This is a genomic window from Azorhizobium sp. AG788 (assembly GCF_004364705.1).
Lineage (GTDB): Bacteria > Pseudomonadota > Alphaproteobacteria > Rhizobiales > Xanthobacteraceae > Azorhizobium > Azorhizobium caulinodans.
The window spans coordinates 570,718-595,792 of sequence record NZ_SOBM01000002.1; the positions used below are offsets into that span (position 1 = coordinate 570,718).

At 67.6% G+C, this 25,075-nt stretch carries 29 protein-coding genes; 22 read left to right on the forward strand and 7 right to left on the reverse strand.

Annotated elements, in window-relative coordinates; genetic code table 11:
* Nucleotides 1–8: 8 nt before the first annotated feature.
* The 4 genes from DFO45_RS06695 to DFO45_RS06710 form a co-directional block, all read right to left on the reverse strand.
* A complete protein-coding gene (locus DFO45_RS06695; RefSeq protein WP_166657066.1) occupies nt 9–590 on the reverse strand; it encodes a hypothetical protein in 582 nt (193 codons plus the stop codon).
* A 61-nt stretch (nt 591–651) separates the two neighbouring features.
* Nucleotides 652–1,656: a 3'-5' exonuclease gene (locus DFO45_RS06700; protein ID WP_133864269.1), complete on the reverse strand. Its 1,005-nt coding sequence runs from the start codon at nt 1,654–1,656 to the stop codon at nt 652–654.
* Nucleotides 1,657–1,734: 78 nt separating this feature from the next.
* On the reverse strand, nt 1,735–2,403 hold the full coding sequence (locus DFO45_RS06705) for a hypothetical protein (RefSeq protein WP_133864270.1): 669 nt from the start codon (nt 2,401–2,403) through the stop codon (nt 1,735–1,737).
* A gap of 60 nt (nt 2,404–2,463) precedes the next feature.
* Nucleotides 2,464–3,141, reverse strand: coding sequence for a GntR family transcriptional regulator (locus tag DFO45_RS06710; RefSeq protein ID WP_133864271.1), 678 nt, complete (start codon nt 3,139–3,141; stop codon nt 2,464–2,466).
* A gap of 196 nt (nt 3,142–3,337) precedes the next feature.
* On the opposite strand from DFO45_RS06710, the gene DFO45_RS06715 reads away from it, so the two are divergent.
* From DFO45_RS06715 to DFO45_RS06740, 6 genes are all read left to right on the forward strand, one after another.
* On the forward strand, nt 3,338–4,198 hold the full coding sequence (locus DFO45_RS06715) for a transporter substrate-binding domain-containing protein (RefSeq protein WP_208299748.1): 861 nt from the start codon (nt 3,338–3,340) through the stop codon (nt 4,196–4,198).
* Nucleotides 4,199–4,308: 110 nt separating this feature from the next.
* Nucleotides 4,309–5,034: an amino acid ABC transporter ATP-binding protein gene (locus DFO45_RS06720; protein ID WP_133864430.1), complete on the forward strand. Its 726-nt coding sequence runs from the start codon at nt 4,309–4,311 to the stop codon at nt 5,032–5,034.
* 7 nt (nt 5,035–5,041) lie between these two features.
* Entirely contained in the window at nt 5,042–5,725 is a 684-nt protein-coding gene (locus DFO45_RS06725; protein WP_133864272.1) for an amino acid ABC transporter permease, read from the forward strand.
* Nucleotides 5,725–6,390: an amino acid ABC transporter permease gene (locus DFO45_RS06730; protein ID WP_133864273.1), complete on the forward strand. Its 666-nt coding sequence runs from the start codon at nt 5,725–5,727 to the stop codon at nt 6,388–6,390. Before DFO45_RS06725 ends, DFO45_RS06730 begins: the two co-directional genes overlap by 1 nt.
* Before the next feature lie 60 nt (nt 6,391–6,450).
* Nucleotides 6,451–7,383: an N-carbamoyl-D-amino-acid hydrolase gene (locus DFO45_RS06735; RefSeq protein ID WP_133864274.1), complete on the forward strand. Its 933-nt coding sequence runs from the start codon at nt 6,451–6,453 to the stop codon at nt 7,381–7,383.
* Between the two features lie 4 nt (nt 7,384–7,387).
* Nucleotides 7,388–8,056, forward strand: a complete 669-nt coding sequence (locus DFO45_RS06740) for a flavin reductase family protein (RefSeq protein ID WP_133864275.1) — start codon at nt 7,388–7,390, stop codon at nt 8,054–8,056.
* A 6-nt stretch (nt 8,057–8,062) separates the two neighbouring features.
* Here the strand turns inward: DFO45_RS06740 and DFO45_RS06745 are convergent, their stop codons facing one another.
* Nucleotides 8,063–8,725, reverse strand: a complete 663-nt coding sequence (locus DFO45_RS06745; protein WP_208299749.1) for an aspartate/glutamate racemase family protein — start codon at nt 8,723–8,725, stop codon at nt 8,063–8,065.
* Nucleotides 8,726–8,776: 51 nt separating this feature from the next.
* A complete protein-coding gene (locus DFO45_RS06750) occupies nt 8,777–9,718 on the reverse strand; it encodes a LysR family transcriptional regulator (protein WP_133864276.1) in 942 nt (313 codons plus the stop codon).
* 153 nt (nt 9,719–9,871) lie between these two features.
* Here DFO45_RS06750 and DFO45_RS06755 point away from each other — a divergent pair, with 153 nt between their 5' ends.
* The 16 genes from DFO45_RS06755 (at nt 9,872) to DFO45_RS06830 (ending at nt 24,187) form a co-directional block, all read left to right on the forward strand.
* Nucleotides 9,872–10,888 (forward strand): ABC transporter substrate-binding protein, encoded by a 1,017-nt coding sequence (locus DFO45_RS06755; RefSeq protein ID WP_245517975.1) that lies wholly within the window; start codon nt 9,872–9,874, stop codon nt 10,886–10,888.
* The gene (gene rutB, locus DFO45_RS06760; protein ID WP_133864277.1) at nt 10,885–11,610 is read left to right on the forward strand and encodes a pyrimidine utilization protein B; all 726 of its coding nucleotides are present in this window, start codon (nt 10,885–10,887) and stop codon (nt 11,608–11,610) included. The genes DFO45_RS06755 and rutB overlap by 4 nt, the downstream gene beginning before the upstream one ends.
* A 6-nt stretch (nt 11,611–11,616) precedes the next feature.
* The gene (gene rutC, locus DFO45_RS06765; protein WP_133864278.1) at nt 11,617–12,003 is read left to right on the forward strand and encodes a pyrimidine utilization protein C; all 387 of its coding nucleotides are present in this window, start codon (nt 11,617–11,619) and stop codon (nt 12,001–12,003) included.
* A gap of 57 nt (nt 12,004–12,060) precedes the next feature.
* Entirely contained in the window at nt 12,061–12,807 is a 747-nt protein-coding gene (locus DFO45_RS06770) for an ABC transporter permease (protein WP_133864279.1), read from the forward strand.
* Nucleotides 12,808–12,842: 35 nt separating this feature from the next.
* Nucleotides 12,843–13,640 (forward strand): pyrimidine utilization protein D, encoded by a 798-nt coding sequence (rutD, locus tag DFO45_RS06775; RefSeq protein WP_133864280.1) that lies wholly within the window; start codon nt 12,843–12,845, stop codon nt 13,638–13,640.
* Nucleotides 13,637–14,431: an ABC transporter ATP-binding protein gene (locus DFO45_RS06780; RefSeq protein ID WP_133864281.1), complete on the forward strand. Its 795-nt coding sequence runs from the start codon at nt 13,637–13,639 to the stop codon at nt 14,429–14,431. Before rutD ends, DFO45_RS06780 begins: the two co-directional genes overlap by 4 nt.
* A gap of 57 nt (nt 14,432–14,488) precedes the next feature.
* Entirely contained in the window at nt 14,489–15,376 is an 888-nt protein-coding gene (locus DFO45_RS06785) for a LysR family transcriptional regulator (protein ID WP_133864282.1), read from the forward strand.
* 92 nt (nt 15,377–15,468) lie between these two features.
* Nucleotides 15,469–16,737 (forward strand): amidase, encoded by a 1,269-nt coding sequence (locus tag DFO45_RS06790; protein ID WP_133864283.1) that lies wholly within the window; start codon nt 15,469–15,471, stop codon nt 16,735–16,737.
* Complete coding sequence (locus DFO45_RS06795) at nt 16,734–17,954, forward strand: CaiB/BaiF CoA-transferase family protein (RefSeq protein ID WP_133864284.1); 1,221 nt, start codon at nt 16,734–16,736, stop codon at nt 17,952–17,954. The genes DFO45_RS06790 and DFO45_RS06795 overlap by 4 nt, the downstream gene beginning before the upstream one ends.
* Nucleotides 17,951–18,736: an enoyl-CoA hydratase gene (locus DFO45_RS06800; RefSeq protein WP_133864285.1), complete on the forward strand. Its 786-nt coding sequence runs from the start codon at nt 17,951–17,953 to the stop codon at nt 18,734–18,736. Before DFO45_RS06795 ends, DFO45_RS06800 begins: the two co-directional genes overlap by 4 nt.
* 66 nt (nt 18,737–18,802) lie before the next feature.
* Nucleotides 18,803–19,780 carry an ABC transporter substrate-binding protein gene (locus DFO45_RS06805; RefSeq protein ID WP_133864286.1) on the forward strand — a complete coding sequence of 326 codons (978 nt, stop codon included), beginning with the start codon at nt 18,803–18,805 and terminating at the stop codon, nt 19,778–19,780.
* 151 nt (nt 19,781–19,931) lie between these two features.
* Nucleotides 19,932–20,786 (forward strand): ABC transporter permease, encoded by an 855-nt coding sequence (locus DFO45_RS06810; RefSeq protein WP_081433981.1) that lies wholly within the window; start codon nt 19,932–19,934, stop codon nt 20,784–20,786.
* Nucleotides 20,787–20,793: 7 nt separating this feature from the next.
* The gene (locus tag DFO45_RS06815; RefSeq protein WP_012171030.1) at nt 20,794–21,549 is read left to right on the forward strand and encodes an ABC transporter ATP-binding protein; all 756 of its coding nucleotides are present in this window, start codon (nt 20,794–20,796) and stop codon (nt 21,547–21,549) included.
* Nucleotides 21,550–21,640: 91 nt separating this feature from the next.
* Nucleotides 21,641–22,522 (forward strand): polysaccharide deacetylase family protein, encoded by an 882-nt coding sequence (locus tag DFO45_RS06820; RefSeq protein ID WP_133864287.1) that lies wholly within the window; start codon nt 21,641–21,643, stop codon nt 22,520–22,522.
* 3 nt (nt 22,523–22,525) lie between these two features.
* A complete protein-coding gene (locus DFO45_RS06825; protein WP_012171032.1) occupies nt 22,526–23,269 on the forward strand; it encodes an SDR family oxidoreductase in 744 nt (247 codons plus the stop codon).
* A gap of 231 nt (nt 23,270–23,500) precedes the next feature.
* The gene (locus DFO45_RS06830; RefSeq protein ID WP_043880296.1) at nt 23,501–24,187 is read left to right on the forward strand and encodes an EAL domain-containing protein; all 687 of its coding nucleotides are present in this window, start codon (nt 23,501–23,503) and stop codon (nt 24,185–24,187) included.
* Between the two features lie 44 nt (nt 24,188–24,231).
* On the opposite strand, the gene DFO45_RS06835 is transcribed toward DFO45_RS06830, so the two are convergent.
* Nucleotides 24,232–25,071, reverse strand: coding sequence for a MaoC family dehydratase N-terminal domain-containing protein (locus DFO45_RS06835; protein ID WP_133864288.1), 840 nt, complete (start codon nt 25,069–25,071; stop codon nt 24,232–24,234).
* Nucleotides 25,072–25,075: the final 4 nt, after the last annotated feature.

Below are 25,075 nucleotides of genomic sequence, written 5' to 3' on the forward strand. Positions count from 1 at the left end.
TGCGCGGCTCAGCGGCGGGCGATCTCCACACCGCCCGACGGAGCGCGTGAAATGCCGCCGCACAGCCGGGCATTCGCCAGACGGGGCGCATCGGCCACCTGATATTTGAGGTCGTCCAACGTCCGCGCACCATAAGGGTCGTGCAGAATAACGGCCAAGACTTGCGCCGCTTCCTCGATCTGCGCGGGCACATCATCGGTCGGGCGCATGCGCTGGAAATTGCCGCGGGATCCATCGGTGCTGAACCCGGCACCGGACAGGATCGCCGCAACGCTTGGCGTCACCTCCATCCGGTCCTGAGGGCGTCCGTAAAAGCCGGACGACACCTCGCAGAGCAGTCCGCCGTCCTTCACGAACAGGCACTGTACGTAGGCCTGCCCGATGCGGCGCGCCTCGACGATGACGAATCGGTGGGGGCCGTTGGGTCTCGCTCCGACGATCCTGAGCCGTTCACGGATCTCGCAGGCCGCGGCCGGCAGGAAACGCGCCCGAACATCGCTGCCATCGACACTGAACGGTGCGGCGACAGCCGGCGGCAGGCCCGCCGCGCCGGCCACAAGAAGCCATCGCCACCATCGCTGCCAGCCCATCGGCACCCCCGCTCCCGAAGCAAGGATAACGGCGCCGGCGAGCACTGGAAATGGCGCTGCGTCAGGCCTTGTAGCGGTTCATGGCGGTGAGCTTCTGCACATAGGGCTCGACGGCGCGCAGATAGACTTCCTCGCGCAGGAAGGTGATCTCCTCGCCCAGCGCCTCGTCCTCAACCTCGCGGTACCAGGATTTCGGGCGGCCGTCGGAGCCGTCGTTCCAGCGGTAGCCGCGTGCTTTCAGTGCGTCCTTCATGTCGAAGGGGCTGTTCTCAGCCCAGACACGAAAGCGCGGGCGGCGGGCGGTTTCCAGCAGGCGGCCGAAGGCGGTGCCGGTCGCCTCCTTGAGCGGGGCCGCGAGCACTTCCAACAAGGCGTGACAGTCGTCCACCGCACGGTGGCCGTTGTGGAACATGCCGCACTGGCCGATGAGATAGCCGAGCTTGGTGCCCTCGAAGCCGAAATCCGCCCACGGCACCTCGACCACCGAACAGGCCCAGGGCTTCACATCGAAGCCCTCCACCAGATGCTCGCAGAAGGGTCGGTCGAAGCGGGCGTTATGGGCAATGACGATGGAGGCCGGCTGGATGAAACGGGCTGCCGCCTCGAGATCGATGCTCTGGCCGGCCACCATTTCCGGCGTGATGCCGGTCAGCTTGGTGATGACGGGGCTGATGGGAACGGTTGGCTCGCGCAGGGCGCTGAAGGTGTCCACCACATCGCCGATGGCGCCGCCCTCGCGATAGGTGAAAGCCACCATGCCGAGTTCGATCACCTCGTCCCTGGTGTGATCGAGGCCGGTGGTTTCGGTATCCACGATGACCGCGAGTTTCTCGCCGAGTTCCAGCGCTCGCGGGACGACCCGGCGCGGCTCCAGCCGGCGCAGCACCCGAAAGCGGCCAGTCTCCTCAAGTTCGTGGACATAGCTGTCATGGCGGGCGTCGAAGGCCAGCGCTGGCCCCTTGCGCGGCTTCGGGGGGGCCTTGCGCCGGGGCCGGTCGGCGCCAAACAGATCCGCCTGCGGCTCTTCCACATTGAGCAAGGCGAAGAAATCGGCCTGCTGTGCCATGCGCCGTTCCGTCTCCTGCCGCGCCGACTCACCCATTGTTAACGATATGATACCCGATGGGATGTGGTGGCGCCCGGTTCAGGCGGCGGCGAGCCAGATCATGTGGCGGGCGCCGCGCCCCTTGGTTGAAGCCCGCACGGCATGCTCCTCTACCTGGAAGCCGGCGGTGCGCAGGCGCCGTGTGAAGCGCTCGTCCGGCGCCGATGCCCACACCGCCAGGACGCCGCCCGGCACCAGCGCCGCCTTCGCCCGGCCGAGGCCGCCCGGCGCATAGAGGCGGTCGTTGCTCTCGACCGTGAGGCCCTCGGGCCCATTGTCCACATCGAGCAGGATGGCGTCGAAGGCGGCACGGCTCTGGGCGATGAGGGGGGCGACGTCGCCCACATGCAGGCGCACCCGGGGATCATCGAGGCTGCCGGCGAACACCTCGGCCATGGGTCCGCGCGCCCAGTCCACAACCTGCGGGACCAGTTCGCACACAGTGATGGCGGCATCCGCAGGCGCCACGGCCAGCGCAGCGCGGAGCGTGAATCCCATGCCGAGACCGCCGATGAGGATGTGGGGCTGGGCCTGGCCCGCCAGCCGTTCGCACGCGAGGCGCGCTAACGCCTCCTCGGAGCCGAACAGGCGGCTGTTCATGAGCTCGTTGGTGCCGAGCATGATGGAAAATTCTGTGCCGCGCTGCTTGAGGCGCAGGCTACCGCCGCCCGGCAGAGGCGCGGTGTCGATCAGCGTCCAGGGTATCATCGTCTCGTCCGGCGTGGGCGCGCACCATACACGGCGCGCCGAAGACCGGAAGGGCACCGATCAGCGGCGATCGAAGAAGCGCTGGCGCAGGTCTTCCATCACATTGCCGATGTGGCGCGCCATGGCCTGTTCGGCCGCATCCGCATCGCCGGAGGCCACCGCGTCGAGGATGGCGAGATGCTCGCGGGCGATCTCGCCGATGCGGCGCGGCCGGCGTTCGAGACCGAAGAGGCGCGAGCGCTGGCGTACCTGCCGGATGAGTTCTGCGAGCAGCGGATTGCCGCTAGCATTGGCGATGACCTCGTGCAGATCGTCGTCCGTCCCGTCGAGATCGGTGCGGCTGGGATGGGGATCGTCGCCCTCCTCATGCTGCGTCACCGCCTCGATCCGCGCCCGCAGCGCCGCGAGGGTCGCCGGCGGGACATGGCCGGCAGCCAGACGCGCGGCTTCCCGCTCCAGCACGAGGCGCACCCGCAAGGCGTGGCTGTAATCCTCCAGCGTCACGGTCTTGACCTGTAGCGCACCTTCGCCGCGCCGGATCAGCAGTCCTTCGCCTTCGAGGCGAAAGAGCGCATCGCGCAAAGGCGTGCGGGAGACGTCGAGCTGCTTGGCAAGCTTTCGCTCCTGCACCAGCGAGCCGGCTTCCAGCGCGCCGCTCAGGATCATCTCGAGCAACTGGCGATAGGCCACTTCGGTCAGGCGGGGTGCGGCGGTTCCCGCGTCTGTCTCCGTGACCATCCTCAGCGCGCTCCTGCTGTTCTCGGGGCATGGACTGCATAAAAAATGAGCATGCAATCCAATTGACCGACATGGAATACCACCGGCATACTATTTCTCGCACCCCTTGCAAAGCCCCACTGCGCAAGGCGTAGCGGACCCGGCGGGTGGCGACGCAAATCGCCAGGGCCCGCGTCCAGGCACAGGACACCCAACGATGCGCAAGACCTTCCAGAGCACCCGCGCCGCCGCCTTCGCGATGGCCCTCGCCGCCCTTCCCTGGGCCGCCACTTCTGCGCTGGCGCAGGATGCGGGCCTCAAGACCGGCGTGGACGGCACCTTCGCCCCCCATGCCATGCCGAACCTCTCGGGCGGCGTGCAGGGCTTCAACATCGACCTCGCCAATGAGCTGGCCAAGCGACTCGGCACCAAGGTCACCATCGACGCTACCCAGTTCTCCGGTCTCGTGCCCGGCCTGCAGGCCGGCACCTACGATTTCATCGCGGCTCCGGTGACCGTGAACAAGGATCGTGCCGAACAGCTCCTCTTCACCGAGGGCTATCTCAACACCGACTTCCAGTTCGTGGTGAAGAAGGACGCGCCGGAGATCACCAAGCTCGAGGATCTCAAAGGCAAGGTCATCGCCGTGAACAAGGGGTCGGCCTATGACAGCTGGGCGCGCGACCTTGCCGACAAGATCGGCTGGACGGTCGAATCCTACGGCACCAATTCGGACGCCATCCAGGCGGTCCTCACCGGGCGCGCCTATGCGAACGTCGCCGGCAACACGGTCTCCGCCTGGGCGGTGAAGAACAACCCGGCCATCAAGCTGTCCTACCTCTATTCCACCGGCCTCGTCTGGGCGATCCCGGTGCGCAAGGACAATGTCGCGCTCCGCAACAAGCTGGATAGCGCGATCGAATGCATGAAGAAGGACGGCACCCTCGCCTCCATGCACGAGAAGTGGTTCGGCACCAAGCCGGCCCCGGGCTCTGCTGCCGCCACCATCTTCCCCGGCTACGGCGTGCCGGACATGCCCGGCTACGACAAGACGGAGCACCCGCTCTCCTGCTCCTGATCCGCAAGACCTGACCCAGCGCGGGGCGCTCTTGCCCCGCGCTCCCCATCCCACGGCACGGTTCTCCTGTGATTGAAACCACCCCATCCGACGCCCCGCGCACCGAGCCGATGCTCGACATCCGCGCCCTGCGCAAAACCTTCGGCGCGGTGGAAGTGCTGAAGGGTATCGACCTCAAGGTCGCCCAGCAGGAACTGGTGTTCATCATCGGCCCGTCGGGTTCCGGCAAGAGCACGTTCCTGCGTTGCATGAACCGGCTGGAGGAGCCGACCGACGGCTCCATCTTCGTCGACGGCGTCGACCTGCTTCACCCCAAGACGGACATCAACGCCATGCGCCGCCGTGTCGGCATGGTGTTCCAGTCGTTCAACCTCTACCCGCACATGAGCGCGCTCGGGAACGTCACGCTCGCGCTGCGCAAGGTGCTGGGCAAGTCCGCCGCCGAGGCGGAGGCCATCGGCATGGCGGCACTGGAGCGCGTCGGCCTTGCGGAACGCGCCCGCTATTATCCGAGCCAGCTTTCCGGCGGCCAGCAGCAGCGCGTGGCCATCGCCCGCGCCATCGCGCTCGAACCGCGTGTGATGCTCTTCGACGAACCCACCTCAGCGCTTGATCCCGAATTGGCGGGAAGCGTGCTCGCCGTCATGCGTGATCTCAAGAACGCCGGAATGACCATGGTGGTGGTCAGCCACGAAATGCGCTTTGCCCGCGACGATGCCGACCGCGTGGTCTTCATGGAAGCCGGCCAAGTGGTCGAGGAGGGGCCGCCGGCCCGCCTCTTCGGCCCCGACGCCCATCCGCGCGTGCGCGCCTTCCTCACTGAAATCACCCGCTGAGGCCGCCATGACGAGTGGCGCGCTTTTTCTCGAAACCTTCTTCAACCCGGTCATCATCGCGCGCTATCTGCCCGCTATCGGCAAGGGCATGCTGGTGACGATCGAGGTGGCCGCCTGCGTCATCGTCACCGGCATCGCCCTCGGGCTGGCGCTGGCGGTGGTGCGCAGCTTCCGCCTCAAGGCGGTCAATGCCGCCATCATCGTGATGGTCGACATCCTGCGCGCTTTGCCGCCGCTGGTGCTCGTCCTTCTCGTCTATTTCGGCCTGCCGAACGTCGGCCTCACCCTGCCGAGCTTCGCCGTGCTGTGGCTGGTGCTCTCCCTCGTTCTGGCGGCCTTCGCGGAAGAGGTGTTCTGGGCGGGCATCGTCTCGGTGCGCAAGGGCCAGTGGGAAGCGGGGCGCTGCACCGGCCTCACCGAATTCCAGACGCTGCGCTATATCGTGCTGCCGCAGGCCATCCGCCTCACCGTGCCGCCGCTCACAAACCGCACCATCGCCATCACCAAGAACACGGCGCTCGGCACCGTGATCGGCGTGCCGGAAATCCTCAATCAGGCCACCACCGCCCAGAGCTTCTCCGGCAGCGCCACGCCGTTGATGATGGGCGCGGTCGCCTATCTCATCCTCTTCGTGCCGGTGGTCATCGCCGGGCGCTATATCGAGACGCGCTTTGCCTGGAGGCGGGCCTGATGGACGCGATCCTCCTCCAGTTCTTCAATCTGGACATCATGCGGCAGGCTGCCCCCCTGGTACTCCAGGGCCTCGGCATGACGCTGATGGTGTGCTGCGCGGTGATCCCGCTCGGGCTCGTCGGCGGCCTCATCGTGGCGCTCGGCAGCCGGGCGCGCTCCCACCTCGCGAGAGGCCTGCTGGCCGGCTTCATCGACGTGCTGCGCGCCCTGCCGCCGCTGGTGCTGCTGATCGCCATCTCGGCCGGACTGCCCTTCGCGGGCATCCGCCTCTCGCCCTTCGCCTGCGTGACACTGGCGCTGTTCCTCAACACCTCGGCCTATTATGGCGAGGTGTATCGCGCCGGCCTCGACAGCGTGTCTCACGGACAGTGGGAAGCGGCGCGCTGCACCGGCCTCAGCGCCTCGCAGGCCATGTTCTACGTCATCATCCCGCAGGCGGTGCGCAACGTGCTACCGGACCTCGTGTCCAACACGGTGGAGGTGGTGAAGCTCACCTCGCTGGCCAGCGTCGTGGCCCTGCCGGAGATGCTCTATTCGGCGGACATGGCCCGCTCGCTCACCTTCAATTCCTCTCCCATCATGCTGGCCGCGCTCATCTACCTCGCCCTGCTGTGGCCCGTGGTGCGCCTCATGAGCCGGCTCGAACACCGGCTCGGAACCTGATCCCCTCTCAAGCGAAACGGCCCGGCGCGGCGGAGCGCCAGCCCCCAGGAGTCTAGGAAGATGCGTGAAATCAAGGTCGCGGCGGCCCAGTTGGGCGCCATCCAGAAGGCGGAGAGCCGGGAGGCCGTGGTCGGCCGCATGCTCGCCCTGATGGCCCAGGCGAAAGCCGCCGGCTGCAACCTCATCGTCTATCCCGAGCTCGCGCTCACCACCTTCTTCCCGCGCTGGTACCACGAGAACCGCGCCGAGGCGGACGTGTGGTTCGAGAGCGCGATGCCCAACGAGGCCACCCAGCCGCTGTTCGACGCCGCGCGCGAATATGGCATGGCCATGAGCTTCGGCTATGCGGAGCTGACCCCGGACGGCCACCACTTCAACACGTCCATCCTCGTGGACGACAAGGGCAACATTGTCGGCAAGTATCGCAAGATCCACCTGCCGGGCCATGCGGAATACGACCACGACCGCAGCCACCAGCATCTGGAGAAGCGCTATTTCGAGCCGGGCGATCTCGGCTTCAACGTGTGGCGCACCATGGGCGGCATCTTCGGCATGGCCATCTGCAACGATCGCCGCTGGCCGGAGACCTATCGCGAGATGGGCCTTCAGGGCGTGGAGATGATCCTACTGGGCTTCAACACCCCGTCGGTGAACGGCCAGAAGGGCGCCGAGGCCCATGCCCAGCGCATGTTCCACCACAAGCTCTCCGTGCAGGCCGGCGCCTACCAGAATTCCACCTGGGTCATCGCCGTCGCCAAGGCCGGTTCCGAGGACGGCCATCACCTGATGGGCGGCACCGTCATCGTGAATCCGGATGGCGAGATCGTAGCGGAATCGAAGACCGAGGACGATGAACTGGTGATCGCCGCCTGCGATCTCGATGCCACCGTTTTCGGCAAGGAGACGGTGTTCGATTTCGCCCGCCACCGCCGCATCGAACACTATGGCCGCATCAACACCCAGACGGGCGTGATCCTGCCGCCGGAGGCCTGATCCCATGAGCGATACGGACGCGGCCGAAGGGCTGAGCTTTGATTTCGGCGCCACAGCGCCGGACCTGCGCTACAAGCTGCTGACCGGCCTCGTGGTGCCGCGTCCCATCGCCTGGGTCACCACCCGCTCCACGGCGGGCGTCGTGAATGCGGCGCCCTTCTCCTTCTTCAACGTGTTCGCGCAGGAGCCGCCGCTTCTGGTTCTCGGCATCGACACCCGCAGCGACGGCAGCCCGAAGGACACTTTGGTCAATATCCGCGAGACCCGCGCCTTCGTGGTGCATCTGCCGGACGAGGCCACCGCCAAGGCGATGAACGACACCGCCATGGATTTTCCCGGCGCGGAAGGCGAGCCCGAGGCCCTTGGCCTCGCGCTCGTGCCGGGCACGCACGGCCCGGTGCCGCGCCTTCGGGACGCACCGGTCGCCATGGAGTGCCGGCAGGTGACGACGCTGAACTTCGGTCCGCGCCGCGATCTCGTGCTTGGGGAAGTGCTGGCGCTCCACACCCGCCCCGGCATTCTGGATGCCGGCACGCTGCGGACCAATTACGAGGTCTACCAGCCCATCGCCCGCCTCGGCGGGACGCTCTATGCCCATCTGAACGACCGCTTCAGCATGGAGCGCGAGACCTATGAGACGTTCAAGGCGCGCACCGGCAAGGACGGCGCCTGAGGCCCTTCAGGCCCGCGCCGCCTGTACCGCCCCGATGGCCATGGTGACTGCGGCGAGCACCGGATCGACGACCGGCACACCCAGCGCCTCCTCCAGCGGCCGGCGGTGGCGGGACATGCCAGCGCAGCCCATGACGATGACATCGCAGCGGTCGAGCCGCATGAGGTCGCGCCCCACCTCGATCATGCGGGCGAGCGTGTTTTCCCCCGCCGCGCTCTCCGCGACGCTCATGTTGAGCGGACGCTCCCCGGCGAAGCGCTCATAGAGGCCCATCTGGCGCACATAGCGCTGATGCCGCGCCATGGTGCCCTCGCCGATGGCGATGACGCCGAAGCGGTCGCCCCGCGCCAGCGCCGTGAGCAGGCCCGCCTCGCAGATGCCGAACACCGGCGCTTTCGTACCCTCGCGGCACACATGCAGGCCCGGATCGCTGTAGCAGGCGATGACGAAGGCGCCCGCGCCCTGCTCGCGCTCCACGAGCCGGCGCAGGGGCAAGGAGACGGATTCCACATCCGCCTGCGTCTCCACCCCATAGGGGCCGTCGTCCAGCGTGACACAGCGGATCGCGGGGCCGTCCGAGAAGCGCAGCGGCGCCAGCGCAGCATCGAAGCCGGCGGTCACCACCGCATTGGAGTTGGGATTGACCACAAGGATGTCCGGCCGCGTCATCACTGATCCCCGCTGATGGTCCCTTTCCCGATGATTAGACCGTCCCTTGCGTCACTGTCCACGCGGGCGTCGTCCGCCACGCGGAACGGCGGCACCTGAAAAATCCTCCTTCGCCACACCGGCGAGAATCGCCCGGTGCAACGCACGGCCGGCGGGCGTGAGATCGCGGCCCGCCCGCTTGATGAGGAACAGCTGCCGCTCCACGCGCGGCTCCACCAGCGGACGGAAGGCCAGCACCGCATGATCCGGACGCGGCCAGGCCAGGCCCGGCAGCGGCGCCACCCCGACGCCTGCCTCCACCATGGCCAGCAACGTCGCCGGATGCTCCGCCTCGTGGTGAGGCGCGGCGGGCGCGGGCAGGCCGCGCTCCATTTCCAGCCGGATGCCCGTGCCCGGCGCCATGGCGATGAGGCCCGCCTGCCCGGCCTCCTCCCATGTCACGCTCTCATGGGCGGCCAGTGGATGGTCCCGCCGCATCACGAGGGCGAAGCTGTCGGTGAGGAGGAAGGTGCTGTCGAGATCGGGATCATCGCCCGGCACATTGGCGACGCCCAGTTCCGCATCCCCGCTGCGCAGAGCGGTGATGATCTGGTGGCGCGGCGCCTCGCGCACGGCGACGCTCACCATGGGATGGGCCTCCTGAAACTGCGCCAGCACCTGTGGCAGCAGGCGCAGGGCGACCGAAGGCACACACGTTACAGTCACATGGCCGCGCCGATGCTCCTTGAGGTCTCGGAGATCCTGCAACTGGTGATCAAGGTCCGCCAGCACGCGCTGCACACCCGGCAGGAATTCGCGCCCGATGGCGCTCAACTGCACGCTGCGGGTGGTGCGGTCCAGAAGGCGCACGCCGAGGTCCGCCTCCAGCTGCTGCACCGCCTGGCTCAGGGCGGACTGGGAGAGGCCGAGGAGGCGCGCGGCGCGGCTGAAGCTGCCGGTCTGGGCCACCGCCACGAAGGCCCGCAACTGCCGCAGGTTCATATTTATCGACATAGCTTATGAATATATCGATTTTTCCCGGCTTGTTAATAAGCTGGGCGGATGCCACCATTTTCACCGTGAACAATGAATGTGCAGCGGCCCTCACGCCGCCAGCATGGACGGCGCGGAACACGCGCCGCCGCCTTCCTTCCAAGAGGCCTTCCCATGGTGATGGACCGGCGTTCGCTCCTGAAATTCTCGCTCGCCAGCGCGGCGGCGGGCACATTCGGCCTGCCGGGCATCGCCCGCGCGGCCGGCACCCCCGTGGTGGTGTCGGAGGCCCTGCGCCTCGGCATGTATGCGACGCTGTATGTGGCGGCGGACAAGGGCCTGTTCGCCAAGCACGGGCTGGAGGCGGATGTCTCCACCGCTGGCGGCATCGCCTTGCCGACGCCCATGGTGCTCTCCGGCCGCGCGCAGTTCGGCGTCACCAGCCCCGGCATGTCGGTGAATGCGGTGCGCGAGGGCGGCAAGATCAAGAACATAGCCAAGATCGTCGGCGGCGTCTCCATGTGGGCCATGGCGCGGCCCGACAGCGCGATCAAGTCCATCGAGGATCTCAAGGGCAAGACCATCGCCACCCTGAAATTCCCCTCTTCCACCATCCAGGTGCCCACCTACGCCATGAAGGCGGTGGGCAAGTTCGACCCGAAGGAAGCGGGCGTCACCTTCCTCGAACTGCCGCCGGGCGCACAGGCCGCCGCCGTGAAGGACGGGCGGGCGGACGTCGCCACCGCCTTCGAATGGGACATCTCCATCGGTGCCGAACAGTTCGGACTCAAGCCGGTGCTCTCGTTCGGCGACATCATCGGCCCGCTCTGCTTCACCTCCGCCATGGCGAGCGAGGAGTTCATCGCCAAGAACCCGGCGACCGTGCAGGGCTTCTGCAATGCGCTGGCCGAGGCGCAGAAGCTGATGCACCAGGACAATGCGGTCTTCACGCAGGTGGCGGAGAAGTATTTCCCGAAGGTCGCGCCCTCGGTGATCGCCAACGCGACGAAGAATTTCTTCGGCTCGCGCACCGCCATTCCCCAGAACCCCACCATCTCACAGGAGGAGTGGGAGCGCGACATGCAGCTCGAACTCGGCGGCGGCTCCATCAAGGAGGCCCTGCCCTATGCCCAGATGGTGGACAATTCCTTCGCTCTGAAGGCGGCGAAGGACTTCGGAGTGGCCGGATGACCCTTTCGACCAGCTATCCCCCGGCCCGCCGCACCGTCGTGCTGCCGGCCCGGCCCGAACCCCTGTCCGTGGCGGTGGAGGAAACCGCCGTCGTGGTCGTGGACATGCAGAATGCCTACGCCTCGCCCGGCGGCTATCTCGATATCGCCGGCTTCGACATTTCCGGCGCCAAGGCCGCCATTTCGGCCATCGCCGAGACGGTGGAGGCGGCCCGCGCGGCCGGCGTGACGGTGATCTATTTCCAGAACGGTTGGGACAAGGATTATGTGGAGGCCGGCGGCCCCGGCTCGCCCAACTGGCACAAGTCCAACGCGCTGAAGACCATGCGCAAGGAGCCCGAACTGCAGGGCAAGCTGCTGGCAAAGGGCGGCTGGGACTATGCGCTGGTGGACCAGCTTCAGCCTCAGCCCGGCGACATCGTGGTGCCGAAGCCGCGTTATTCCGGCTTCTTCAACTCGCAGTTCGACAGCATCCTGCGGGCGCGCGGCATCCGCAATCTCGTCTTCTGCGGCATCGCCACCAATGTCTGCGTGGAATCCACCCTGCGCGACGGCTTCCACCTCGAATATTTCGGCATCCTGCTGGAGGACGCGACCCATCAGGCCGGTCCCGAATACGTGCAGAAGGCCGCCATCTACAATGTGGAGACCTTCTTCGGCTGGGTTTCCACCGTCGCCGATTTCCGCCGCGCCTTCGCGCAGATCCCTCCCAAGGAAGACTGACCGGCCATGACCTCCCGCGCCATCATTCCCCCCGGCTCCGGCGTGCCGCTGGCGCCCTATTCGCCCGGCATGCAGGCGGACAACGTGATCTATGTCTCCGGCACCCTGCCCTTCGACAAGGACAACAACGTCGTCCATCTGGGCGACGCCGCGGCCCAGACCCGGCATGTACTGGAGATCATCAAGGGCGTGCTGGAAGCCGCCGGCTCCGGCATGACGGACGTGACCTTCAACCACATCTTCCTGACCGACTGGGCGAATTACGGCGCCATCAACGCCGTTTATGCCGAATACTTCCCCGGCGAGAAGCCCGCCCGCTATTGCGTGCAGGTGGGCCTCGTGAAACCCGGCGCGCTGGTGGAGATCGCCACCATCGCCCACAAGCGGGCCTGAGCCATGGCGATGGCCCCTGCCCGGACCCTGCCTCACCGCGGCGGATGGCGGGTGGCCATGCCCTCCCCCTCCCGCGTCGCGCTCTACCAGATCGCCCTCCTCCTCGCCCTGCTGGCGCTGTGGGAGGCGGGCGTCGCCCTCGGCTGGCTGCCGGTCTTCCTCTATGGCCGCCCGAGCGGCGTCATCGCCAAGGGCTGGCAGCTCATCCTTTCCGGGGAACTTGCCCGTGACGCAGCGCTGACCGCCTGGGAGGCCATCGCCGGCTTTGCCATCGGCACGGTGCTCGGCAGTGCCGCCGGGCTCACGCTCTGGCTGTTCCCCACGGGCGCGGCGGTGCTGCGGCCCTACATGATCGCGCTCAACGGCCTGCCGAAGATCGCGCTGGCCCCGCTCATCATCGTGTGGTTCGGCATCGGCCTCGGCTCCAAGATCGCCATTGCCGCCATCATCACCTTCATCGTCGCCCTCATCACCGCCCAGCAGGGCGCGAAAGAGGTGGACGCGGACCTCGTGAAGCTCATGCGCTCGCTGGGCGCCAGCCGCCTGCGCACCTGGCGGACGGTGATCGTGCCCGGCGCCATGCCGTGGATCGTCTCGGCTTTCCGGCTCAACGTCGGCTTCGCGCTCATCGGCGCCGTGGTGGGCGAATACATCGCCTCCAAGGAGGGCCTCGGCTACATGATCTACTATGCCGGGGTGCTCTATGACCTCAACGCCGTGTGGGTGGGCATCGCCGCACTCATGGGTGTCGCGCTGGCAATGTACGGCGTCATCGACCTGATCGAACGGCGCCTGCGCGCCTGACCATCCCAAAATCCCGTTCAAAGCGAAGACGTTCCATGCCCTATGCGCACGGCGGCGACGCCGACCTCTATTATGAAATCCATGGCGCGGGGACGCCCATCCTGCTCTCCGCCGGCATGGGCGGGGGCGCCGGCTTCTGGCGCCCGCAGATCGAGGCGCTTGCCGCCCGGCATAGGGTGATCCTCTATGATCACGCCGGCACCGGGCGCAGCGGGCGGGACATCGGCCCGCGCAGCATCACGGAAATGGCGCGGGACATGGTCCACGTGCTCGATGCGGCGGGCGTGGACGATGCCCATGTGGCGGGCCACGCCATCGGCGGCATCATCGGCATGGAACTGGCGCTGGCCGCGCCCGAGCGGGTGCGCAGCCTGACCATCGTCAACGGCTGGGCGCGGGCGGATGGCTTCCTGCGGCGCTGCTTCGAGGTGCGCAAGCGCATCCTCCTCGCCTCCGGCCCGGAAGCCTATGTGCGCGCGCAGCCGCTCTTCCTCTATCCACCCCGCTGGATCGCCGAGAACATCGCCGCACTGGAGGAGGAAGAGGCACACATGGTGGCGCACTTCCCCGGGACGCAGACCATGCTGAGCCGCATCGAGACCTTCCTCGCCTTCGACGGGCGCGAGCGCCTCGCGGACATCCGCGTGCCCACCCTGCTCGCCGCGGCGAAGGACGATGCGCTCGTGCCCTCCTATCTCTCGGCGCTGCTGGCGGAAGGCATTCCGGACGCGCGCATCGCCGAGGTGGACTGGGGCGCGCACGCGTTCAGCGCGGTGACGCCCGGCGTGTTCAACGACATGCTGCTCGGCTTCTGCGGGGAGATCGACCAATGAGCGAAGGATCAGGCGGGCGCCGGGTCGTCCTGCGCGCCGAGGATGTGAGCGTCGTCTTTCCCGGCGCCAACGGCCCGGTGGAAGCCATCCGCAGGGTGGATTTCGAGCTTTATGAAGGCGAGACGCTGGCCATCGTCGGTCCCTCCGGCTGCGGCAAGTCCACCTTGTTCAACGCCATCTCCGGCCTCCTGAAGCCGACGCGCGGCCTCATCGAGGTGGACGGCGTTCGGGTGGACGATGCCACCGGCCATGTGGGCTACATGCTGCAGAAGGACCTGCTGCTGCCCTGGCGTTCGGTAATGGACAATGTGGTGCTGGGCCTTGAGGTGCGCGGCACGCCGAAGACCGAGGCCCGCGCCATCGCCCAGAAGCTTATCACCGCTTATGGCCTCGCCGGCTTCGAGAAGACGAAGCCCGCCACCCTCTCCGGCGGAATGCGCCAGCGCGTCGCCATCATGCGCACGCTGGCCTTCGATCCGACCGTCATCCTCCTGGACGAGCCCTTTTCCGCGCTCGATTTCCAGACCCGCCTGCTGCTTCAGGCGGATGTGGCGCGCATCATTGCCGAGCAGCGCAAGAGCGCCATTCTCGTGACCCACGATATCGGCGAAGCCATCGCCATGGCCGACCGGGTGCTGGTGCTGTCGCTGCGCCCCGCCACCGTGAAGGCGCTGCACGAGATCCGCCTGCCGAAAGGCGAACGCGATCCGGTGGCGCTGCGGGCCGATCCCGTCTTCAACGCGCATTTCTCGGAGATCTGGGCCGATCTGGAGATCCCCAAGGCCGCGTGAGTTCGGCCGCGCGCTTTCCCCTCGCGCCGCACCAACCGGCACGCCAAGATGCGCGCCATGCTGCATCACGATCTGCAATCGCTCCGCCTGTTCGTCGCCGTCTGCGAGACCCGCAGCCTCTCCAAGGCGGCGGAACGGATGAATCTGGCGCTCTCCGCCGCCAGCCGCCGCCTGCGCCTGCTGGAAGAGGAGGCGGGCATGCCTCTGGTGCGCCGCCTGCCCCATGGGGTCGAGCCCACCATGGCCGGGCAGACCGCCCTCTCCTATGCCCAGTCCGTGCTCATGCTGGCGGATCGCTATGTGGCGGGTCTCGCCGACCACCGCTCCGGTGCACGCGGACGGGTGCGGGTTTCGGCCTCCAGTTCCGCGCTGGTGGAGCGCCTCGCCACCGACCTTGCGGACTTCGCCAAGCGCCATCCCGACATCCGCATCGACCTGGAAGAACAGCCCACGGCCGACACCATCGCCGCCGTGACCCGCAAGCAGGCGGACCTCGGCGTCATCGTGCGCGGACAGGCGGTGGAGGGGCTGACGCTTCTTCCCTATTCCACCGACCGCCTGTCCGTGGTGGTGCGCAGCGATCATCCGCTGGCGGATCGGGCGGCCGTCTCCTTCGCGGACCTGCTCGACGAGGATTTCGTGGCGCTAGAAGCCGGCACCGCCGTCAACCGGCTGGTGATGGAGCGGGCGCGGGAGTTGGGGCGGTTCCTCAAGGTGCGGGTGCAGGTGCGCAGCTTCGAAGTGATGTGCCAGATGGTGCACCACGGCCTAGGCATCGGCATCCTGCCCGAGGCGGCGCTGCGCCCGCTCGCCACGGCGCTGGGCCTCACCCTCGTCCGGCTGGAAGAGACCTGGGCGGCGCGCGAGATCGCCATCTGCCTGAGGGAAAACGAGGAATTGCCGAGCGCCACGCGCCGTCTTCTGGACGAGTTGTTGACGAGCTAGCGCCTGCGCATTTCGCGAAATCTGAATGCTTTCTTTTCTAATTCCGCGAAGCACATACCTGCGCTTACCCTGCCTGTGCTGGAGAAACAGGCATGACTGCTTTAGGTGCACCGCGGGAGAAGGGGACGACCGAAGGCGACGCCGTCGCCTCCGCCTGCGCCCGCTGCGCAGCAGCCACCCCCTCCAATGCTTTCGTCGCTCTTCTGCCCCCCGCACCGGGCGGCCGCTTTCCCTTCGCGGTGAAGGACATGGCGGATGTGGCCGGCCACGCCCCCACCTATGGCCTCGCCCATCCGCAGGGCTCGCCCCGCGCCGCTTCCGCGCCCGTGATCGGTCTGCTGGAAGCCGCAGGCGGACGCGCCGTGGCGCTGGCGCAGATGACGCCGCTGGCCTTCGATCCGTCCGGCGACAACCGCTGGCAGGGGCGCCCGCTCAACCCGTGGAACACTGACCGCATCTGCGGCGGCTCGTCATCCGGCTCGGCGGTGGCCGTTGCGCTGGGTGCGGTTCCGCTGGCGCTGGGATCGGACACGGCGGGCTCATTGCGCATCCCCGCCCACTGCTGCGGCGTGCTGTCCTGGAAGGCCACCGCCGGGCTCATTCCGCTGGACGGGGTGCTCACCCTCGCGCCGACTCTCGACACGCTGGGCTTCCTCGGCATCGATGCGGACTGGCTGGACAGTGCCGCCGCCGTTTTCGCACCCGTCATCGCCGCTCGCCCGCAGCGGATTGGGCTCGCGACCGATCTGCTGGATACCTGCGACGCGGATGTGGCGACCGCATTCCGCACCGCTGCCGATCAAGCGCAGACGTCGTCCACCACGACGGAGGTTGCCCTCGCGCCGCTCATCGCTGCGACGGACGGTCCCGTGCTCGATCTGCTGATCGGAGAAAGCGCCCGCTCGCTGGCGCACCTGCCCGAGGCGGAAGCCGATCCGCTTTTTGCCAAGCGCCTCGCCAAAGGCCGCGCCCTGCCGGACGCGCATCTCGCCGCCTGCCGCGACCAGTTACGCGCGGCGGAGGCCATGGCGGCGGATATCTTCGCTGACTGCGACGCCCTCCTGCTGCCGGCCATGCCCTGCGCGACGCCCACCATCGCCGCTTGCGATCCGCAGGCGCCCGGCTTCTCCGGCCGCACGCTCTATCGCCTCTCCGCCTTCACCCGCTTCGCCAACGGCCTCGGCCTCCCGGTCGTGACCTTTCCCATCGGCCTTGATGCCAACGGCATGCCCGTGGCGGCGCAACTGGTGGGGCCCCGCGGCAGTGACCGCGCCCTCATCGCCGGCGTGCGCCATCTCATGGCCGACATCCCACGGCCGCCAGAATACAAACATCCGTCCCGGAAGGAGCCCCACGCGTGAGCGCCACCGCACAGGCCCCCGCGGCCGACCGTCCGGCCGCCTCCACGGCCCTCGCCAACCTGCGCATCCTCGACCTGACGCGGGTGCGGGCCGGGCCGACCTGCTGCCGCATCTTCGCGGACTTCGGCGCGGACGTGATCAAGATCGAGGCGCCCGATGGCGTCGATCCCAATGAGAGCATGTCGGGGGCCCGCGACGGCTATGACATGCTCAATCTTCACCGCAACAAACGTTCTCTCTCCCTCAATCTGAAGCGCAAGGAGGGGCTGGAGCTGTTCCTGAAGCTGGTGGAGAGCGCCGATGTGGTGGTGGAGAATTATCGGCCCGACGTGAAGGCGCGGCTCGGCATCGATTATCCGGCGCTGAAGGCCCGCAACCCCCGCATCATCCTCGCCTCCATCTCCGGCTTCGGACAGGACGGGCCCTATGCCCGCCGCGCCGGCTTCGACCAGATCGCGCAGGGCATGGGCGGCCTCATGTGGGTCACCGGCCTGCCGGGGCAAGGACCGGTGCGGGCGGGCGCGGCGGTGGCCGATTCCACTGCCGGCCTGTATGCCGCCACCGGCATTCTGGTAGCCCTGCGCGAACGCGACGTCTCGGGCGAAGGCCAGTGGGTGCAGACTTCCCTGCTTCAGGCGCAGATCGCTTTGTGCGATTTCCAGGCCGCCCGCTATCTGGTGGATGGCGTGGTGCCGGAGCAGTCCGGCAACGACCATCCCTATTCCACCCCCATGGGCGTCATAGCCACGGCAGACGGCTTCATCAATCTGGCAGTGGGGGGCGATGGCCAGTGGCGCGACCTCTGCCGCGCCATCCAGCGCAGCGATCTCGCCGAGCATCCCGATTATGCCACCCAGCCCCAGCGCCTCGCCCATCGGGCGCAGGTGTGGGCGCTCCTCACCCCGATCTTCGCCGCCGACACCTCCGCCAACTGGCTGCAGCGGCTGGAGGAAGTGGGTGTGCCCGCCGGCCCGATCTATCGCATGGACGAGGTGTTCGAGGACCCGCAGGTGAAACATCTCGGCCTCGCCCGGAGCGTGACGCATCCGCGCCTTGGCGAAGTGACGCTGGTCGGCCAGCCCATCGGCCTGTCGCGCACCCCGCCGGCCGTGGTCGCCCCGCTCTCGGACAAGGGCGCGGACGGCGAGGCCATCCTCGCCGAGATCGGCCTCGATGCGGGCCGCATCGCGGCGCTCCGGGCGGAGGGCATCCTGTGAGCGCCACACTGACCTATGAGGCGCAAGAAGGTCTCGCCCGCATCACCATCGCGCAGGACGCGAAGATGAATGCGATGACCTTCGAGATGTGGTCGGCCCTGCCCGGCCTCATCGCCCGCGCATCCGCCGATCCCGCCATCCGCGCCATCGTGCTCACCGGCGCCGGCGAGAAAGCCTTCTGCGCCGGGGCCGACATCTCCCAGTTCGGCGAACGCCGTTCCGATCCGGAGGCGGTCGCCGCCTATGATCATGCGGTTGCAGCCGGAATGGCGGCCCTCGCCGGGGCGGAGAAGCCGACCGTGGCCCTCATCAAGGGCATCTGCTTCGGCGGCGGCTTCGGCCTCGCGCTCGCCTGCGACATCCGGCTCGCCCGTGCGGACGCCCGCTTCCGCGTGCCAGCGGCGCGGCTCGGGCTCGGCTATGGCTATGAAGGCGTCAAGCTCATCAGCCGCAAGCTGGGGCCGGACGCCACGGCCGACATCCTCTTCTCCGCCCGCATCCTCGATGCCGCCGAGGCCGAACGCCTCGGCGTCGTGGCGCGGGCCTGGGCGGCAGAGGCCTTCGAGACCGAAAGCGCGGCCTATCTCGGCCAGATCGCCGCCAATGCGCCGCTGACGCTTGTGGCGGCCAAGCGCGCGCTGGTGGAACTCGCCCGCCTAGAAGCTGAGCGAGACCTCGACGGGGTCGCCGCGCGCGTCGCTGCCTGCTTTGCAAGCGCCGACTATCGCGAGGGTCAGGCTGCCTTCAAGGAGAAGAGACCGCCCCGCTTTACCGGCGCCTAAGCGCCGGCCTTTCCCACGCCGTTCCGTTCGTTGCGTCCCCCAATCAAAAATCCAGAGGACCAGGACATGCATCGCAGGACGTTTCTCGCCGGACTTTCGGGGCTTGGTGCCTCGGCTCTCCTTCCCGTCTCCGGCGCCCTCGCGCAGGGCGCCGCCCCTGTCACGCTGACGGTGGGCTACGCCAAGGTCGCCCATCTCGCACCCATCATCCTGATTGCGGACAAGCTCAAGGCGCAGGGCGTGGAGCTGAAGCTCGTGGAATTCGCGCGCTATGCGGATGCGCGCACCGCACTTCAGGCCGGTTCGCTCGACATTGCGACCGTCGGCCCGGCCGATATTCCGATTTCTCTCGCCAACGGCTCCACAGCCCTCGTCGGCATCATGGGGGTGGGCTCCTCGCCCAAATATGTGATCGCCCGCACCGGCACCAAGTTCGAGAGCTGGGACAACATCAAGGGCAAGAAGATCGCCATCGCGCCCGGCTCGGCCGTATGGTTCCAGTTCGCGGCGACGCTCATCGAGAAGGGCGTGCCCTACAATTCTTTCCAGGCCATCAACATCCAGGGCGGCGGCGCCAATTTCGACCAGGCGCTGGAGAAGGGTGAGGTGGATGCCATCGTCACATGGGAGCCCTTTGAGTCCATCCCGGTGATGAAGGGCTACGGCTATTTCGCCAAGAACCTCGATTACAGCACCTCCAAGGCGGCCGGCGCCGAACTGGGCATGCTGGTGGCCAACAAGACCAACATCGCCGGCAAGGACGCCGCCGTTCAGGCCTTCGTCTCCGCTTATGTGAAGGAGATGAAGGCCCTGGAAGCATCTCCCGCCGCCTTCGCCACCGCCATCCAGACCCTCACCGGCCTCGATGCGGATATCTCAAAGCGCATCGCCGAGATCATCAAGCTCGGCCCGGTGGTGACGCCGGACCAGTTGAAGCGTCAGGCCAAGGCCTTCAACGATCTGGGCGTCATCCCGAAGGACGTGACCGGCCAGATCGATGGCGCCTGGAACAGCACCTATCTCGACAAGGCGCTGAAGTCCTGAACCGATCCCCCTTCCGTTCGGAGGTCTCTGCCCCGCAGGGACCTTCCGGAGCGCGGGCACTCCTCTCCCCTCTCCCCCGGGGTGCCCGCGCCGATATCATGGATGCCTCGATCCTGACGATGCGCGAGGCGAGACGTTGCGGAGCCGCGACATGACCACCCTCACCACCGGCGCGCGCGCCGGCCGCCGACCTTGGCGCCTGCCGATCCCGCGGGCTGGCGCCCTCGTGCTGGCGCTGATCCTTCCTGTCGCGCTCGTCATCCTCTGGCAGCTCTCGGGCAAGGACGGCGCGCTGTTTGGCGGCGCACTGCCGACACCCGACCGGGTCTGGAACGCTTGGGTCACCTGGGCCTTCGGACCCAAGGGCATGGGCCTCAATCCCTATTCCGGCACGTGGCTGGAGAGCGTCACCTTCTCCACCATCCGCGTCGCCAAGGGTTTCTCGCTGGCCATTCTGGTCGGCGTGCCGCTCGGCATCGCCATCGGCTGGTGGAAGCTGTTCGCCATGGTGGTGGACCCGACGATCCAGTGGCTGCGGCCCGTGCCGATCACCGCCTGGCTGCCGATCTCCATCGCCATCTTCGGCATCAGCGACTTCGGCTCCATCTTCCTCATCACCATCGGCGCCTTCTATCCGATCGTCATCAACACCACCCACGGCACGCGGGATGTTGAGAAGAACTGGATCCGCGCCGCGCTGATGATGGGCTCGTCCCCGCTCACCGTGATGCGGCGCGTGGTGCTGCCCGCCGCCCTGCCGTCCATCTTCACCGGCCTGCGCATCGGCCTCGGCATTGCGTGGACGGCGGTGATCGTCTCCGAAATGGTGGCCGTGAAATCCGGCCTCGGCTACGTGCTGTGGGATGCCTATTACGTTGGCCGCATGGACATCGTGATCGCCGACATGGTCTCCATCGGCCTGCTGGGCTACCTCAGCGACGTCCTCATCGTCCGCCTCGAGCACACCGTGCTGCGCTGGCGGCGCCTGCAATCCTTCAACGCGTGAGGCCACCATGGGCACCGTTTCCATGACCGGCGTGTCCAAGGTGTATGGCGGCGCCCACGGCGTCCGTGCCCTGGACAATGTGGACGTGCATCTTGCCGAGGGCGAGTTCATGGCCCTGCTTGGCCCCTCGGGCTGCGGCAAGTCCACCTTGCTGAACATGCTCGCCGGCTTCGAGGGCCAGACCGAGGGGGCCATCAGCTTCGACGGCCGCAGCGTCGTGAAGCCCGGCCCCGACCGGGGCGTCGTGTTCCAGGAGGCAGCGCTGCTGCCCTGGCTCACCGTCTGGCAGAATGTGGTGTTCGGGCCGCAGGTTCAGGGCGTGCCGCGCGCCGACTATGAGCCCCGCGCGAAGGAGATCCTGCGGGTGGTGGGGCTCGATGCCTTCCACGACGCTTTGCCGGCGCAATTGTCCGGCGGCATGCGCCAGCGCGTCGGTATCGCCCGTGCATTGGTGATGCAGCCGCGCGCGCTGCTCATGGACGAGCCCTTTGGCGCGCTGGATGCCCAGACCCGCCTCTCCATGCAGCAGCTGCTGCTGGAGGTGTGGCAGCGCTTCAAGACCACGGTGCTGTTCGTGACCCACGACATCGACGAGGCGATCCTCCTCGCGGACCGTGTGTGCATCATGACCGCCCGCCCCGGCCGCATCACCCGCGACATCCCCATCACCCTGCCGCGCCCGCGCACCATCGACGACCTGCTCAGCCCCGCCTTCGTGGCGTTCAAGGCGCAGATCATGTCCGAGATGCGCGGCGCGCACTAAGGCGCCGCTCCCCCATACGGCCGGCCATGCCCCAATGGGCCGCCTGCACCACCTGCCGCTGAACGCCTCAGGCTCTCCTGCGAGGACCGTCATGGCCAACCCGCGCATTCCCTATCGCTTCTCCACGTCCGCGCCGCCTTTGCCGCCGCTAAACGGCAAGCGCATCCTCGTCCATCTGGTGGTGAACGTGGAGCACTGGCAGTTCGACCGCGCCATGCCACGCACCATCATCACCCCACCCCACGGGCAGGGCTCGATCCCGGACGTGCCCAACTTCTCCTGGGCGGATTACGGCATGCGCGCGGGCCTGCCACGCATCCTCGATCTGTTCAGCGCCCGTGGCCTGCCCGCCTCCACCAGTTTCAATGCCGGCGTCATCGACGCCTATCCGCAAGCCGCCGAGGCGATGCTCAGGGCCGGCTGGGAGTTCATCGGCCACGGCCTGCACCAGAAGGCGATCCAGAACACGGACGGCGATGCGGAAGCCGAGATGATCGCCGCCGCACTCGACAAGATCGCCGGCTTCACGGGTGCCCGCCCCCGCGGCTGGCTGTCGCCGGGTCTGCGGGAGAGCGAGCGCACGCCGGATCTCCTGAAGGCGCAGGGCGTCGATTATGTCTGCGACTGGGTGGTGGACGACGTGCCGAACTGGATGACCACCGCCCACGGGCCGCTGGTCGCCATGCCCTACAATCTGGAGATCAACGACAGCATCATCTACGCCATCGAGCGCCACGCCACGGGCGAGATGGAGAAACGGCTCAGGCACACGCTGGCGCTGTTCGAGGCCGAATGCACCCGTGCACCGCGTGTGCTGGCGCTGGGGCTGCACCCCCATCTCATCAGCGTGCCCCATCGCATGCATGAGCTGGTCAATATGGTGGATGCGCTGGCCGCCTCGCCCGAAGTGGCCTTCGTCACCGGCAGCCAGATCTGCGACTGGTTCACCACCGCCGTTTCCCCGGAGAGCTGACCCATGGACCTCGATCTCAAGGGGCGTCGCGTCCTCATCACCGGCGGTTCAAAGGGCATCGGCGCGGCCTGTGCGCGCGTCTTCCTGGGGGAAGGCGCCGGCGTGCTGCTCGCCGCCCGTGACGAACGCCAGCTCGCCGCAACCGCCGCCGACCTCTCCGGCCTCGGCCCCGTCGCCACCTGGGCCGGAGACCTTTCGCGCGCCGAGGAGCGGGAGCGGCTGCACCGGGAAGCAGATGGCTACGACATCCTGGTCAACAATGCCGGGGCGATCCCGCGCGGCGGCCTGCTCGACATGACCATGGAGCAGTGGGAAGCCGCCTGGGCGCTGAAGGTGATGGGTTATATCCACCTCACCCAGTTGGCGCTCGGGACCATGAAAGCGCGGGGCAGCGGCGTCATCGTCAACATCATCGGACAGGCCGGGCGGCAGCCGCGCTATGGCTATGTATGCGGCGCCACCGGCAATGCGGCGCTCATGGCCTTCACCCATGCGGTGGGCGGCAAGGCGCCGGATTTCGGGGTGCGCGTATTCGGCATCAATCCCTCGGGCACGCGAACCGAGCGCATGGAGACATTGGCAGCACAGGAGGGCCGCACCATCGCCGATGTGGGCGCCAGCGCGCCCTTCGGCCGACTCGCCGAGCCGCTGGAGATCGCCCGCACCACGGCCTTCCTCGCATCACCCGCCTGCGGCTATGTCAGCGGGACGGTCCTCGATATTGACGGCGGCGCAGGGTCGCACTGAACAAGGCACATTCTTTTACCATTTGGCGCCACGATCGCCTTGTCTCGGACATCGGAACTGCTAACGTCTCGTATCGCCTCCGGTATTCAGCGGCGTTCGGAGGGTGTCCCGTGGGACAATTCGTTCTCGTTGCTGGATACGAGTCTCCCGATGGGCCGGCGTTACCTTACGAAAACCACGTCACACGCCCGTGAAACCGGCGGACACGGTGGCCAGCCCACATCCTTTACCATCGCTTTTCAGCCGATCGTCGATGTGAGCCGCGAGCATGTCTGGGGCTATGAAGCGTTGGTGCGTGGCGAGAATGGCGAGAGCGCCGCGTCCATCTTCGCCCAGGTGGAAGAGCCAAGAAAACACCATTTCGATCAGGCCTGCCGCCAGCGCGCCATCGAAATGGCAGGCCGGCTCTTTCCCGATGAGCGCACACGCCTCTCGGTGAACTTCCTGCCCGACCACGAGCAGGTGCCCAAGGCGGCCATGCGGGCGTCCCTCGATGCTGCGAGCCGGGCCGGACTGCGGCCGAACCAACTGATGTTCGAATTCACGGAAACCGGCCATTTCGGGGATCTGGGAGGCACGGCGAATCTCGTCGAAAAATACCGCGACCTCGGCCTGCTCACGGCGCTCGACGATTTCGGCTCGGGCTATTCCGGCCTCCTGCGGCTCGCGGGCCTTCAGCCGGATTTCCTCAAGATCGACATGGGCCTCGTGCGCAACATCTCGGCCGACAAGCGACGACAGGCCATCGTTGCCGCCGTCGTGAGCCTGGCGAGGGCACTGGACATCGACCTCATCGCCGAGGGGGTCGAGACCCGCGAGGAGAGCACCGCCCTGCGCGAACTCGGCATCACGCTCTTCCAGGGCTTCCACTATGCCCGGCCGACCATCGGCACGCTGCCGCCCGTCATGGTCTCCTGAAGGCGGATCGGGAAGGGCCTGCCCCCTCCCGATGGAGCGTCCTCTCAGGTCGCCTCCGCCTTCATGCACGGCTGACCGTCCGCTCCGGCCGCCCAGAGCTCCAGCCCTTCGCCGGTCGCCACCGCATTCAGCGTCATGGGCGGACCATCGAAGATCGGGCGAACGCTTCGGAAGGCGAAGGTGCGGGGCGCGCGACCCAGCAATCGGCCCGCGAACTCGGCCAGCAGGGTCGCCTGAAGCGGACCGTGCACCACGAGGCCGGGATAGCCCTCCTCCTCGATGCAATAGGTCCGGTCGTAATGGATGCGATGACCGTTGAAGGTGATGGCGGAATAACGGAACAGCAGAACGGGCGAGGTCTCGACGCTCTCCTGCCATTGCGCCACCGGCGCCGGCTGCCCGGTGCCCGCCCCGCCGGGCGGCGCATCGGTGCCGCGATAAACGATGTCCTGCCGCTCCCGCACTGCAACACCACGCGCCGTCGTGATTTCGTGTTCCACGGTGACGAAGCACAGGACGCCGGTGCGCCCCTCCTTCACCACAACGTCGGCGATGCGCGAGGCGCGCGTCACCTCATCGCCCACCCGCAGTGCGTCGTGCCATTCGAGGCGTCCGCCCGCCCACATGCGGCGTGGTAGCGGCACCGGCGGCAAGAACCCGCCGCGCGCAGGATGACCATCCGGCCCGAGCCCGTCCATGGGCACGGCGGGCGGCGCGAGGCACCAGTGGCTGGTGAGAAGCGCCGGTTCCCCCGGCGCGGGCGCCCCTGCGGCAAGGTTTAGTGTCACACGAAACTCCCGCAAGGCGCGCGCGGTCAGCAGGTCGCGCACCGTCTCGGTGCGGCCGATCCAGCTGCGCAGATGGTCGATGTCCAGCGTCGCCATGGCA